Annotated in this window: 12 protein-coding genes; 10 read left to right on the top strand and 2 right to left on the bottom strand. The window is 32.9% G+C overall.

What is annotated here, in order from left to right; genetic code table 11:
- Positions 1–96 precede the first annotated feature (96 nt).
- The 3 genes from PMI10_RS18855 (at position 97) to PMI10_RS18845 (ending at position 2,882) form a co-directional block, all read left to right on the top strand.
- Positions 97–1,143: an o-succinylbenzoate synthase gene (locus tag PMI10_RS18855; RefSeq protein WP_035632237.1), complete on the top strand. Its 1,047-nt coding sequence runs from the start codon at positions 97–99 to the stop codon at positions 1,141–1,143.
- A 290-nt stretch (positions 1,144–1,433) separates the two neighbouring features.
- A complete protein-coding gene (locus PMI10_RS18850) occupies positions 1,434–1,907 on the top strand; it encodes a CYTH domain-containing protein (RefSeq protein WP_007810829.1) in 474 nt (157 codons plus the stop codon).
- A gap of 6 nt (positions 1,908–1,913) precedes the next feature.
- Complete coding sequence (locus PMI10_RS18845) at positions 1,914–2,882, top strand: YpdA family putative bacillithiol disulfide reductase (RefSeq protein ID WP_007810828.1); 969 nt, start codon at positions 1,914–1,916, stop codon at positions 2,880–2,882.
- A 104-nt stretch (positions 2,883–2,986) separates the two neighbouring features.
- Here PMI10_RS18845 and PMI10_RS18840 read toward each other — a convergent pair whose 3' ends face one another.
- Positions 2,987–4,558, bottom strand: coding sequence for a protein adenylyltransferase SelO (locus PMI10_RS18840; protein ID WP_007810827.1), 1,572 nt, complete (start codon positions 4,556–4,558; stop codon positions 2,987–2,989).
- Between the two features lie 34 nt (positions 4,559–4,592).
- Positions 4,593–5,126, bottom strand: a complete 534-nt coding sequence (gene msrA / locus PMI10_RS18835) for a peptide-methionine (S)-S-oxide reductase MsrA (RefSeq protein WP_007810826.1) — start codon at positions 5,124–5,126, stop codon at positions 4,593–4,595.
- Between the two features lie 184 nt (positions 5,127–5,310).
- Between msrA and PMI10_RS18830 the strand changes: the two genes are divergently transcribed.
- From PMI10_RS18830 to PMI10_RS18795, 7 genes are all read left to right on the top strand, one after another.
- Positions 5,311–6,798: an aminotransferase class V-fold PLP-dependent enzyme gene (locus PMI10_RS18830; RefSeq protein WP_007810824.1), complete on the top strand. Its 1,488-nt coding sequence runs from the start codon at positions 5,311–5,313 to the stop codon at positions 6,796–6,798.
- A gap of 222 nt (positions 6,799–7,020) precedes the next feature.
- Positions 7,021–7,422, top strand: coding sequence for a DUF2059 domain-containing protein (locus tag PMI10_RS18825; RefSeq protein ID WP_007810823.1), 402 nt, complete (start codon positions 7,021–7,023; stop codon positions 7,420–7,422).
- A 269-nt stretch (positions 7,423–7,691) separates the two neighbouring features.
- Positions 7,692–8,048, top strand: coding sequence for a hypothetical protein (locus PMI10_RS18820; protein ID WP_007810822.1), 357 nt, complete (start codon positions 7,692–7,694; stop codon positions 8,046–8,048).
- The gene (locus tag PMI10_RS18815; RefSeq protein WP_007810821.1) at positions 8,048–8,365 is read left to right on the top strand and encodes a hypothetical protein; all 318 of its coding nucleotides are present in this window, start codon (positions 8,048–8,050) and stop codon (positions 8,363–8,365) included. The genes PMI10_RS18820 and PMI10_RS18815 overlap by 1 nt, the downstream gene beginning before the upstream one ends.
- Positions 8,366–8,388: 23 nt before the next feature.
- Complete coding sequence (locus PMI10_RS18810; protein ID WP_007810820.1) at positions 8,389–8,589, top strand: hypothetical protein; 201 nt, start codon at positions 8,389–8,391, stop codon at positions 8,587–8,589.
- 381 nt (positions 8,590–8,970) lie between these two features.
- On the top strand, positions 8,971–10,752 hold the full coding sequence (rpsA, locus tag PMI10_RS18800; RefSeq protein WP_007810818.1) for a 30S ribosomal protein S1: 1,782 nt from the start codon (positions 8,971–8,973) through the stop codon (positions 10,750–10,752).
- Between the two features lie 134 nt (positions 10,753–10,886).
- The gene (locus PMI10_RS18795) at positions 10,887–13,403 is read left to right on the top strand and encodes a DUF7619 domain-containing protein (protein ID WP_007810817.1); all 2,517 of its coding nucleotides are present in this window, start codon (positions 10,887–10,889) and stop codon (positions 13,401–13,403) included.
- Positions 13,404–13,767 lie beyond the last annotated feature (364 nt).

Below are 13,767 nucleotides of genomic sequence, written 5' to 3'. Positions count from 1 at the left end.
AAAATAGGTGTCAGGCTGAGCGGAGTCGAAGCCCTTTCCCAAAGCCAAACTTAAATTTTCTTATATCACTTATATGGTTTAAAAAAAATAATCATCTTGAAAGCAACTTACCATAAATACATGCTCGAATTTAAGCGTCCTTCCGGAACGTCTCGCGGCATTATGACAGAGAAAGAAACATGGTTTATTGTACTCGAAGAAAACGGTAAAAAAGGAATAGGAGAGTGCGGTATTTTAAGAGGACTGAGTGCAGACGACAGAGATGATTATGAAGAGAAACTAAAATGGGTTTGCCAAAATATTCATTTAGGAGAAACAGTTCTTTGGGAAAAATTATTAGAATTTCCTTCAATTCAATTCGGAATTGAAATGGCTTTTTTATCTCTAAAAAGCGAAAATCCATATTTATTATTTCCTTCAGATTTTACGAATAACTCTAAATCAATTGCAATAAACGGTTTGGTCTGGATGGGAGAAGAAGCTTTCATGAAAGAACAGATTGAAGAAAAATTAGCACAGGGATTTACCTGCATAAAACTCAAAATTGGGGCTATTGATTTTGAGAAAGAATTGCAATTATTGCACTTTATTCGGAGTTATTTCTCAGAAAAGCAGATTGAAATCCGTGTTGATGCTAATGGTGCTTTTTCTTTAGGTGAAGCTTTAGATAAAATTATTCAATTATCTGGTTTTAAACTTCATAGTATAGAGCAGCCTATTCAGAAAAACAATACTGACAGGATGGCAGAACTATGCAAAACAACCCCTTTTCCTATTGCTTTGGACGAAGAGCTGATTGGGGTGTTTTCTCTAGAGAAAAAAGAAGCGCTTTTGCAAAAAATCATGCCACAGTACATCATTTTGAAGCCTAGTTTTGTAGGTGGTTTTCGAGGTACACAGGAATGGATTTCATTAGCGGAAAAATATAATATTGGCTGGTGGATTACATCTGCATTAGAAAGTAATATTGGATTGAATGCAATTGCGCAATGGACATTTTTACAAAATTCAGACATGCCACAAGGTTTGGGAACCGGAGCGCTTTACACAAATAACTTTGATTGTCCGCTGGAAGTTTTAAACGGACAATTGTGGTACAATAATTCTGAAAATTGGGATTCTTCTTTCCTTATAAATTCATAAGAAAATTGTTTTGAGGTATTGGATGTGATTGTTTTTAACACATAGAAACATAGGTTTTTAAGCTTAAAAATAGGCGTTTCACTAATTTATATACACATAGCTCTATGCGAAAGAAATATATTTCTTTTTTGTCTTCTTACTTTACATAAAATCTATGTCCCTAATGTGTTAAATATTTTTCTCATGAATTATGCCTTAGTGTTTTCGTTTCTATAATCTCCAAATTGGAATTTTGAATTTATCTCTGAATTAAATTGAGTAACTTGCATAAAATTTAATTATCAGAAGAAATGATTGAGATTGAAAGAAAGTTTCTTGTAAAATCAGACCAATTCAAGACACAGGCTTTTACCCAAAATAAAATTGCTCAGGGCTACTTAAGTTCACTGCCGGAACGAACAGTTCGTGTTCGGATTAAAGGCGAAAGAGGGTTTCTTACCATTAAGGGAATTGGGCATCATGGCGGAATGTCGCGTTTTGAATGGGAGAATGAAATTCCGCTTGATGAAGCACAGGAATTACTTAAATTATGCGAAAAAGGAAAGATTGAGAAAACACGTTTCGAAATAAAATCAGGAAATCATGTTTTTGAAGTGGATGAGTTTTATGGCGAAAACGAAGGTTTGGTCATGGCTGAAATTGAGTTAAAATCAGAAGAAGAATCTTTTGAAAAACCGGATTGGCTGGGTGAGGAAGTAACAAATGATGAGCGGTATTACAATGCTTATTTAAGTAAAAATCCTTTTAAGGATTGGGAAAAATAATATTTTATGGCAGAATCATATGATTTGGTAATTGTCGGTGGCGGACCAATTGGTCTGGCCTGTGCAATTGAAGCTCAAAAGAAAAATCTGAATTATTTAATTATAGAAAAAGGTGCAATTGTAAACAGTATTTTCAATTATCCGCTTTATATGACGTTTTTTTCTACAGCGGAAAGACTTGAAATAGGCAATATCCCTTTTAATTGTTTAGCGCCAAAACCGGGACGTCAGGGGGCTTTGGAATATTATCGAAATATTCATCGTTACTTTAATTTCAATATAAATTTATTTGAAAAAGCTGTTGAAATTCAAAAGATAAAGGATGACTCTTTTAAAATTACAACAGATAAAGCTCTTTACGAAGCCAAAAACGTGATTATAGCCACGGGTTTTTATGATATTCCGATAGAAATGAATGTAAAAGGAGAAGAGTTGCTTAAAGTTCGACATTATTACAAGGAAGCACATGAATATGCCTTTAGGAACATCTTAATTGTTGGAGCTAATAATTCATCTGTCGATGCAGCTTTGGAATGTTGGAGAAAAGGCGCAAATGTAACTATGGTAATTCGTAAAAGTGAAATCAATAATCGCGTAAAATACTGGGTAAAACCTGATGTTGAAAACAGAATTGCTGAAGGAAGCATAAAAGCTTATTTTGAATCTAATATTACTGAAATTAGAGAAGATGAGGTTGAAATGGAAACCCCGAACGGTAAAATAATTATTAAAAACGATTTTGTTTTGGCCTTGACCGGCTACAAACCTGACTTGCCGTTTCTTGAAAAAATGGGTATTCAGCTTTCTGAAGATGAGTTAAAAACACCAACATACAATCCTGAAACGATGGAAACGAATGTAAAAGGATTGTTTTTAGCGGGAGTAGTATGCGGCGGAATGCAAACTCATAAATGGTTTATTGAAAATTCAAGAATCCATGCCAATATGATTGTGGATTGTATTACTTCGAAATAGAAATGATAATTACGATTGTCAGTTCGAGCGGAGTCGAGAACATTTTGCTGTTAAAGCATCTCGACTCCGCTCGATGTGACATTAGAATACTTAGAAAAAGTGCTTTAAGAACTACAGGAAAGCATAGAGCAGCCTACTTTTGAACGTGCCCAGTCCGGTCGTTTTGCAAACCATTTTTCATGTTCAGGCTGCTCATCGTAAGGTTTTTTGAGTAGTTCATACAACTCATTAATTAATGAATAATCCTCTTTATCGGCAGCATCAATTGCTAATTGCGCCATGTAATTTCGCAACACATATTTTGGATTAACTGAATTCATAAGTTTGATTCTTTCCTCATCTGAAGTGTTTTCCTGAATGAGACGTTCTAAATAATCGGCAAACCATAATAGCCAATTATCAAGAATAGTGTCTTTGATTTCTTCTGGTTTATAGAAAGCATCTTCTATGCATTTTAAGGCTTTTTCTGCTGAATCGGTTTTTTTAATTTTATTCAGATTGCGATAAAAAATAGTCATATCAGTTTCTGATAGCTGTAAATTGGATTCTAAATACGCAATTAATTCATCGTCACTTTCAGTTGAAGTGGTTGATCCTAATTTGCTTAAAATCATTTTTTTATAATCTGAATTAAAATCAATAATAAACGATTCTAATATTTTTTCCAAAGGCTCAGCCTCATTGATTAATGGATAAAGGGAATTTGCCAATTGATACAAATTCCATTGCGCAATCTGAGGCTGGTTTCCAAAACGGTATCTTCTGTTTTGACTGTCAGTTGTATTAGGTGTCCAGTTCGGATCATAATTTTCAAGCCATCCATAAGGTCCGTAATCAATAGTAATTCCGTGAATCGACATATTATCAGTGTTCATTACGCCGTGAACAAAACCAACTCGCTGCCAGTGTAAAATCATTTCACGGGTTTTGTCAGCAACTGTTTTGAAAAACTGTAAATACTGCTTCTTTGGTTCACCTTTAATTTCCGGGAAATAATGTTTGATGTTGTATTCTACAAACTGTTTCAGATTCTTTAATTCGTTTCGGGCCGTAAGCATTTCAAAACTTCCAAAACGGATAAAAGAGGGAGCGACACGACAAACAATGGCGCCTTTTTCGTAAGCAGGATTTCCATCATATAAAACATCTCTCAATACCTGATCACCGGAAAGCATGAGGGAAAGCGAGCGGGTAGTGGGAATGCCAAGGTAATACATAGCTTCGGCACATAAATGTTCTCTTATTGATGATCGCAAAACCGCTAAGCCATCTGCAGTCCTGGAATAGGGTGTTTTTCCTGCACCTTTTAATTGCAAAGTAAAAAACTGATTATCATCATGCTCGACTTCAGTTAAATTGATTGCTCTGCCATCTCCCAATTGTCCGGCCCAGTTCCCGAATTGATGTCCCGCGTAACACATTGCATATGGGCGTGTACCCGGGAGGATTTCTTTTCCTGAAAAAACATTCAAAAATTCTTCGGATTGAATTTCATCTTTAGAAATCCCAACCAGTTCAGCAACAGATTCTGCAGCATGAATTAATTTAGGATCAGAAGGCTTTGTTGGATTTACATATGAAAATAATGCTTTTGAAACCTGACGGACTTCATTGGTTTCATTTGTGTCAGCAGGTAATTCAGTTGTAAATCGATTATGTATTTTTAGATGTTTCATCGGTAATATTAATTTTGGATATTGATTAAAATAACTAATCAATTAATTTATCAGCGTACATTTTTTTTAACTTTTGCACTTTAGGATCAATTACCATTCGGCAATAACCGGCTTCCTGATTGTCGTTATAATAATTTTGATGCACTTCTTCAGCTTCATAAAAAACCTGAAATGGCTTTAATTGTGTTACAATCGGGTCTGAAAAGACCGGTTTTATTTCCTGGAAAACCTGTTCTGCAATTGTTTTTTGAGTTTCATCATGGTATAAAATAATAGAACGATATTGTGTTCCGCTGTCTGCACCTTGTCTGTTTAAGGTAGTTGGGTCATGACTTGTCATAAAAATAGTAATTAAATCATGATATGAAATTATGTCAGGATCAAAAGTAACCTGTATGACTTCTGCATGACCGGTTCTTCCTGTACAGACTTCTCTGTAAGCAGGGTTTTTTATCTGACCATCAGAATAACCTGATTTTATGGTTTTAATTCCTTTTAAACGCTGAATTACAGCTTCTATACACCAAAAACAGCCACCACCAAAGGTTGCTACTGATACGTTTTTCATTTATGTTATGTTTTTAATTATCGATTTGTCCTATTAGTTATGTAGGGTATTTTGATAAATTGCTTGTAAAAAGCACGTTTGATTAAATATATTAAAAAGTAACTTAAAATTTAAAGTTTGTAATTGATAAATTCGCAATTTTATAAAAAAATAATACATTTGCCTTCAAACAAAAGGTACACTCATGAATAGCAAAAATAATACCATGACTTTAGAAACTTATTTTAAAGATTTTCGAAAAAATATTGTTGGAATTAATCAAGAGTTTACTTCTCCTTATGGAAAAAAACAAATTATTTATACAGACTGGACTGCCAGCGGGAGGTTATATCGCCCGATTGAAGAGAAACTTTTAAATGAATTTGGTCCTTTTGTTGCGAATACCCATACCGAAACTACCGTGTCAGGTACTGCCATGACAAAAGCGTATCATCATGCCAGAAATATTATAAAACGTCATGCCAATGCCAGTCCCGATGATGTTTTGATTACAGATGGTACAGGGATGACAGGTGTTGTAAATAAGTTTCAGCGTATTTTAGGATTGAAAGTTCCTGAAAACCTAAAAGCTTTTACCAATATTCCAGATGAGAAAAAACCGATTGTTTTTATTTCGCACATGGAACATCATTCCAATCAGACTTCGTGGTTAGAAACGATTGCAGACGTTGAAATTATTCCGTCATGTGAAAAAGGACTTTTTTCTTTGGATAATTTAGCGGAATTGCTCGAAAAATATAAAAACAGAACGATAAAAATTGCTTCAATAACATCGTGTTCGAATGTAACAGGTTTGAAAACACCTTTTCATGAAGCTGCCAAATTAATGCATCAGCATCAGGGTGTTTGTTTTGTAGATTTTGCCTGTTCAGGACCGTATGTCGAAATTGATATGCATCCTGAAGATCCTGAAGCGTATCTGGATGCGATTTTCTTTTCACCTCATAAATTTTTAGGAGGTCCCGGAACTTCGGGGGTTTTGATTTTTAATAAAAAACTATACAACAATATGATTCCTGATTGCCCTGGGGGAGGAACGGTTAGCTGGACCAATCCCTGGGGAGAACACAAATACATTGATAATATTGAAGATCGCGAAGATGGCGGAACACCCGGTTTTCTGCAAGTGATTAAAACAGCCCTTGCAATTGAGCTGAAAGAAGAGATGGGAATTGAAAATATCCTGCAGCGTGAACATGAAATTGTAGATTTTATTTTTAATGAATTGAATGCTGTTTCAAATATTAAAATTCTGGCAGGACAGCACCAAAATCGTTTGGGGGTTATTTCGTTTTTTATTGAAGATCTGCATTTTAATTTGGGAGTGAAATTACTGAACGACAAATTTGGGATTCAAACCAGAGGAGGCTGCAGTTGTGCCGGAACTTACGGACATTTTTTATTACATGTTGATCAGGAAACTTCAAATAAACTGGTAGATGAAATTACGATTGGGGATTTGATCAAAAAACCGGGATGGATCAGAATGTCGATTCACCCTACGACAACGAATGAAGAAATTGCTTTTGTTTGTGAAAGTATAAAGGATTTGGCCAAAAACCATGAAAACTGGAAGTTGGATTATTCGTATGATAAAAATACGAATGAGTTTATTCATAAAAATGCCAATTCGTTTGAAGATGAATTGGTAGCCGGTTGGTTTAGATCTTAGAGCGAAGCTATAAGTTTATATAACCCGATAAGTTTTTAAACCTGTCGGGTTTGTGCTTTTTTAGAAGCTAAGATACAACATTGACGATTTGTCCATTTTTATGAAATGTTTCTATTTGTACGTTATATTTTTTAAAAATAATTTCTTACATTTTTTTTGAAATTATAATTGTGTTTTCAAAATTAATTATACCTTGGTAATTCTAAAAATAAACCATTACAGATGAAAAAAACAATAGCAATATTTGCTTTTATGATTGTAGCGCAAATTGCAATTGCTCAGGATGCAAGCCGGGCAGATGTTAAAAAATTGATTGAGTTAACTGGTGGAGATGCACAAATTGCTGTTGCCAAAAAAAAAGTTTTAGAGATGATTCCGGAAGCGAAACAAACGGAATTTTTAAAAGAATTTGACATGTCGTTAATTGGGTATCTTGCTAAAATTGAAGATTTTTATATCAAGGAATACACATCCGAAGATATTCAGAAAATGATTGTTTTTTATGAAACTCCAATAGGTAAAAAAATGAAAAGCAAAGCAGGGCTTCAAGCTGAATCGTCTATGTCGGCAATTCAATCCTGGAGTGTAGAATTGCAAGGAATTATTATGAAATATATGAAGTGATTTTTTTGCATTAAATAATTTTAGACCTAATCGATTTAAAAAAATGGATTAGGTTTTTTTGTGGAATGATTTTTTGATGTGTTGATTGTTTTTAATGAATTAAAATGTTTCATGTTTAATTTCGTAGAAATGAACTATATTATATTGGTCGAAGGTTCGGGTTTGAGCCCCCGCAATTTTTTACAGTACTTTCAGCGCGGAGTGATTTAGTTTAGTAATTTTATATTTTTTGATAGTTAACTAATTTGAAATATTTAAAATTCTAAGTTATGATAAGACAAATTTTGAGTGTTGTTATTGGTTATACAATTTTTGTAATTAGTTCAATACTTCTTTTCAGATTTTCAGGAGTTAATCCACATTCGGAGGTTTCTCAATTATTTATGGTTTTGACGTTTGTTTACGGAACTATTTTTTCTTTCATAAGTGGACTTATAACTCAATTGATTGCAAAGACGAGAAATTTGAAAGTCAATTATGTGCTTTTTATTATCATGGCTGGTTTTGCGACTTTTTCACTTTTTAAATCTAGCGGCAGTTCCTGGACGCAATTGTTGGCGATTTTTGTGTTTGCTCCGGTTTCTGTTTTGGGAGGATTGTTTTGGATTAAAAGAAGTAAGGAATAATGAAATTTGAACTGGTTTTTGATAAAGATATTTACAATAAACAAATGGATTTATTGTTTGATTTGGCATGGAAAAGGAAAATTGCTTATTATAAAAACTCACAATATCTCGGGCTAATTTTAATAGTAATTGGATCAGCAATGATTTATGATCGGCCCAATATATTTGGAGGAGGTTATGTTTTAATTTTTTTCGGATTATCTAATCTTCTTCCATTTGTCTATTATTATTTTAAAATAAAGTTAGATTATAAAAAAATTGAAAATGCTAAAAAAGAAGAAATAGAATTCCCTAAAGGCGTAAAAAAATTAGTTTAGAGTTTACTGAGGTTGCATTTATAATGAATGTTGAAAATCAAGCGAAGACTATACTTTGGGAAGAATTTGTTACATGCTTGATAAAAGAAGATAATGTAATCTTGATTACCAAAGATTATCAGCCTTATATATTAGGAGAAAGTGAAGTTGGAGAAGAAAATTTTCAAAAAATAATCTCTTTTGTTGAAACAAAAATGGAAGTTTTAAATAAGAAAAGATTATAAATCTTGACAGTTATAACAAACCCGACGGCTTTTTAAAACCTGTCGGGTTTGTTTTTTTGCTGAGGTTTTAGTTCTTAAAAACTACAAAACCTCTAATCTAGCCCTGATAGAGCGGATATCCTTTTATGGCGGCGTTCGCCATAAAAGATAGGAGTGAAAGCGGGACTTTTGGTCTTGAAAAGTCAAAAATCATCTGCTTCTGAGCAATTGACTGATAATCATTTAGAATTGTTTTGCTATTACAAATAAATGTATTAATTTTGCAGACCTTTTGGCAAAGAAGAGTTTCCATTAGGTATCAACTATTTATGTAAAACAACTTCTGTTTTTTCTACTGCTTTATGAAACTCGAGGGAAACAGAATACAAATTTTTTATCAGCATGTCTGAACAATTAAAATCACAAGAAGAGTTTTTAGCAAATTTTAACTGGCATAACTTCCAAGAAGGAATCGATGCAGTAGATGAGAAAAACTTACAAGAGTTTGAAGAACTAGTATCTAAGACTTTCATCGCTACAGATCAGGAAGAAGTAGTTGAAGGTGTTGTTGTTAGAATTACAGATAGAGACGTTATCGTTGATATCAATGCTAAATCTGAAGGTGTTATTTCTTTAAACGAATTCCGTTACAACCCAAACTTAAAAGTTGGTGACAAAGTAGAAGTATTAATCGACATCCGTGAGGACAAAACAGGTCAATTAGTATTATCTCACAGAAAAGCACGTACTATTAAATCATGGGATAGAGTTATTTCTGCAAATGAAACAGGAGAAATCGTTAATGGTTTTGTAAAATGCAGAACTAAAGGTGGTATGATCGTTGACGTTTTCGGAATTGAAGCTTTCTTACCTGGTTCTCAAATTGACGTTAAGCCAATTAGAGACTACGATGTATATGTAAACAAAATGATGGAATTCAAAGTGGTAAAAATTAACCACGAATTCAAAAACGTTGTTGTATCTCATAAAGCGCTTATCGAAGCGGATATCGAAGTACAGAAAAAAGAGATCATCGGTCAATTACAAAAAGGACAAGTATTAGAAGGTGTTGTTAAAAACATTACTTCTTATGGTGTGTTCATTGACTTAGGTGGTGTTGACGGATTAATTCACATTACTGACCTTTCTTGGAGCAGAATCAACCACCCAAGTGAAGTTCTTGAATTAGACCAAAAATTAAACGTTGTAATCCTTGATTTCGATGATGAGAAAACAAGAATTCAATTAGGATTGAAACAATTAAACGCTCACCCATGGGATGCTTTAGATGCTAATTTAACTATTGGTGATAAAGTAAAAGGTAAAGTAGTTGTAATCGCTGATTACGGTGCATTTATCGAAGTTGCTGAAGGTGTTGAAGGTTTAATCCACGTTTCTGAAATGTCATGGTCAACTCATTTACGTTCTGCTCAGGATTTCGTAAAAGTTGGAGATGTTGTTGAAGCTGTTATCTTAACTTTAGATAGAGATGACCGTAAAATGTCATTAGGTATCAAACAATTGACTCAGGATCCATGGACTGATATTACTTCTAAATACCCAGTAGGTTCTAAACATACAGGTATCGTTAGAAACTTTACAAACTTTGGTATTTTCGTAGAATTAGAAGAAGGAATTGATGGATTAATTTACATTTCTGACTTATCTTGGACTAAGAAAATCAAACACCCATCTGAATTTGTAAATGTTGGTGAGAAATTGGATGTAGTTGTATTAGAATTAGATGTTGAAGGACGTAAATTATCTTTAGGTCACAAACAAACTACTGCTAATCCTTGGGATCAATACGAAGATTCTTTCGCAGTTGGAACTATCCACAACGGAGAAATCTCTGAAATTGTTGACAAAGGAGCTACTGTAGAATTCGGAGATGATATCGTTGCTTTCATTCCTACTCGTCACCTTGAAAAAGAAGACGGAAAGAAATTGAAAAAAGGTGATACTGCTGATTTCAAAGTAATCGAATTCAACAAAGAATTCAAAAGAGTAGTTGCTTCTCACACTGCTATCTTCCGTGAAGAAGAAGAGAAAAACGTGAAAGCTGCAACTGAAAATACTTCATCTAACTCTACTAATACAAATGCACCAGCTGCAACTTTAGGTGATAACAATGATGTATTAGCTGCATTGAAAGCTAAAATGGAAAAAACTGAGAAAAAATAATTCTTACGTTTTTTATAAATAGAAAGTCCCACAGTGATGTGGGACTTTTTTTTGTGTTTTAAATTTAGGTCATTTTAACAAAAAAAGTTGTAGTAGTCTCTTAATAAACTACTTTTGCTGAAAAAAATATTTATATGAAGAAAATCTACTTTTTGTTTTTTGGGTTATGTTTTTTTAATGTTTTGAGTGCGCAAATTGTTAATATTCCTGATGCAAAATTTAAAGCGAAGTTGTTAAGTGCAAGTTCGAGTAATCGGATTGCATCTAATCAAACCCCTGTCTATAATTCTCAAACATATAATTCTACAGTTTCTGTTTATAATCCTATAGATAAAAATGGTGATGGTGAAATTCAAGTAAGTGAGGCAAGTGTTATAAAATATTTAGATGTGAATAGCTCAGAGATTGCGAGCCTTAAAGGAATTAATTATTTTACAAATTTGCAATTTTTGGATTGTTCTTCAAATCGCCTTAATACTTTAGATGTAAGTGGGTTTGCTAATTTGAAAACTTTGAATTGTAGTTATAATCAATTGCCGAGTTTAAATGTAAGCAGCTTGATTAATTTGCAAACTTTGATGTGTTTTTCAAATCAATTGCTAAGTTTAAATGTTAGGGGATTGATTAATTTGCAATATTTGAAATGTAGTGGTAATCAATTATCAAGTCTAAATGTTAGTGGATTGATTAATTTGAAATATTTGGTGTGTGAATCTAATCAATTATCCAGTTTAGATGTCAGTGAATTGATTAATCTGGAAGGTTTGTATTGTAGTAAGAATAAAATACCAAATTTAAATGTCAGTGGGTTAACTAATTTAAAATTTTTGAATTGTCTTGATAATCAATTATCAAGTCTAAATGTTAGTGAATTGACTAATTTGATACATTTGTATTGTGATAATAATCAGATATCAAGTTTAGATGTAAGTAGATTGACTAATTTGCAAAATTTGTATTGCACCAATAATCAAATACCAAGTTTAGATGTCAGTAAGTCACATGAGTTACAAGAATTGTTTTGTGGTTTTAATCAATTGACCAGTTTAAATGTAAATGGGCTGTCGAATTTGCGATATTTGTTTTGTCCTTCTAATCAATTGACATCGCTTCTAATAAAAAAAAATAACAAAAATTGGCTTACAGATTGGGTGGATTTACACTTTGAAAACAATCCAAACTTAGTATACATTTGTTCCGATGAAAAAGATACAGCATTCGTTCAAACATTAATTAATAATTATGGGTTAGATTCGTTTTGCACTGTAAATAACTATTGTTCTTTCACACCTGGTGGCTCATTTTATACTATCAACGGAACTAGTACAATAGACGAAAACAACAACGGTTGCAGTGTTAATAATTTGGTATATCCAAACTTAAAATTTACTATTACAGATGGGACTAATTCTGGTAGTTTAATATCTCAGGAGTCAGGTGTTTATTCTATTCCTGTTCAAGCAGGAATACATACTATAACTCCACAAATAGAAAATCCAAGCTATTTTAACGTTTCGCCAGTAAGTGTCACAATAGATTTTCCAACACAAAGCAGTCCATTTATACAAGATTTTTGTATAACGCCAAATGGTACTAATCCAGATTTAGAAATATCAATTTTGCCAATCGACAGAGCAAGACCGGGTTTTGATATCAGTTACAAATTGGTATATAAAAACAAAGGAAATACCACCCAATCAGGAACTGTTAATCTAACCTTTGATGATTCAATTTTGGATTTAGTGAGCTCAAATACTACTATTTCAAGTCAAACTAATAAGTTGTCTTGGAATTTTGCTAATCTAAAACCATTTGAAACCAAAGAAATTTTAGTTGTCTTAAACTTGAATGGACCAACAGAAACTCCTGCGGTAAATAATGGCGATGTTTTGAATTCGACAGCTACAATAGTCTCGTTAGCAACCGACAAAACTCCAAATGACAATGTATTTAAATTAAATCAAGTGGTTGTAAATTCATTCGATCCAAACGATAAAACTTGTTTAGAAGGTTCCATTATTACCCCGAGTTTAATAGGTGAGTATGTGCATTATATGATTCGTTTTGAAAATAGAGGAACTTATTCGGCACAAAATATTGTTGTAAAAGATATGATTGATTTATCGAAATTTGACATTTCCACTTTAATCCCAACAAGTTCAAGTCATTCTTTTGTAACTAAAATTTCAGAAGGAAATAAAGTTGAGTTTATATTCGAAAATATCAATCTTCCTTTTGATGACGCAAATAATGATGGATATATTGCTTTTAAAATTAAGACACTTCCAGCATTAAAAGTTGGAGATTCATTTACTAACGAAGCCAATATCTATTTTGATTATAATTTTCCGATACTTACCAATAAAGCTACATCAAAATTTCAAACGACTTTAGGAACTCCCGATTTTGAGTTTTCTAATTATTTTACTTTGTATCCAAACCCTGTAAACGATGTTTTAAACATTAATGCTGTACAAGCTATAGAAATACAATCATTAGCAATTTATGATATTTTAGGTCAATTGGTTATTGCTGTCCCAAATGCAAAATCGGTTTCGAATATTGATGTTTCAAAACTTAGGACAGGTACCTACTTTATAAAAGTAAAGTCAGATAAAGGAAGTTCGAGTATGAAGTTTATCAAGAAATAAAACAATGCTCTTTAAATAGAAAGTCCCACAGGAATATGGGACTTTTTTTGTCTTTTTGTTTGAGTTTCATGTTTGTCAGTTCGAGCGGAGTCGAGAACTTGTGTGCATTTCGACTTCGCTCAATGTGACAGCTAAGAATGCAATAGATAATTTGAAAGTTCTTTTAAGGAGCTATTTCCAACTATCATTCCAAATCTTTTATGATGAACACGCCAGAAAAGGGTTTTTCTTTTTATCTGGGCTAAAGCGTTCGTTTTCAAAAAAACAACGATTTTTCTACACAATCTTGTCATTCCGAGGAACGAGGAATCTTCGCGAGTAGCTCGACAAAGATTGGAGATTTTGATTATGGAGTTTCTTGTGA

Origin of the sequence: Flavobacterium sp. CF136, from assembly GCF_000282055.1 — a bacterium.
Lineage (GTDB): Bacteria > Bacteroidota > Bacteroidia > Flavobacteriales > Flavobacteriaceae > Flavobacterium.
Note: the sequence above shows the minus strand (reverse complement) of the source record. Positions and strands in the feature narration are given on the sequence as shown.

Coding starts and splice junctions, on each gene's coding strand:
- PMI10_RS18850 (WP_007810829.1), top strand. CDS start 1,434: ATGATTGAGATTGAAAGAAAGTTTCTTGTAAAATCAGACCAATTCAAG.
- PMI10_RS18845 (WP_007810828.1), top strand. CDS start 1,914: ATGGCAGAATCATATGATTTGGTAATTGTCGGTGGCGGACCAATTGGT.
- PMI10_RS18840 (WP_007810827.1), bottom strand. CDS start 4,558: ATGAAACATCTAAAAATACATAATCGATTTACAACTGAATTACCTGCT.
- msrA (WP_007810826.1), bottom strand. CDS start 5,126: ATGAAAAACGTATCAGTAGCAACCTTTGGTGGTGGCTGTTTTTGGTGT.
- PMI10_RS18830 (WP_007810824.1), top strand. CDS start 5,311: ATGAATAGCAAAAATAATACCATGACTTTAGAAACTTATTTTAAAGAT.
- PMI10_RS18825 (WP_007810823.1), top strand. CDS start 7,021: ATGAAAAAAACAATAGCAATATTTGCTTTTATGATTGTAGCGCAAATT.
- PMI10_RS18820 (WP_007810822.1), top strand. CDS start 7,692: ATGATAAGACAAATTTTGAGTGTTGTTATTGGTTATACAATTTTTGTA.
- PMI10_RS18815 (WP_007810821.1), top strand. CDS start 8,048: ATGAAATTTGAACTGGTTTTTGATAAAGATATTTACAATAAACAAATG.
- PMI10_RS18810 (WP_007810820.1), top strand. CDS start 8,389: ATGAATGTTGAAAATCAAGCGAAGACTATACTTTGGGAAGAATTTGTT.
- rpsA (WP_007810818.1), top strand. CDS start 8,971: ATGTCTGAACAATTAAAATCACAAGAAGAGTTTTTAGCAAATTTTAAC.
- PMI10_RS18795 (WP_007810817.1), top strand. CDS start 10,887: ATGAAGAAAATCTACTTTTTGTTTTTTGGGTTATGTTTTTTTAATGTT.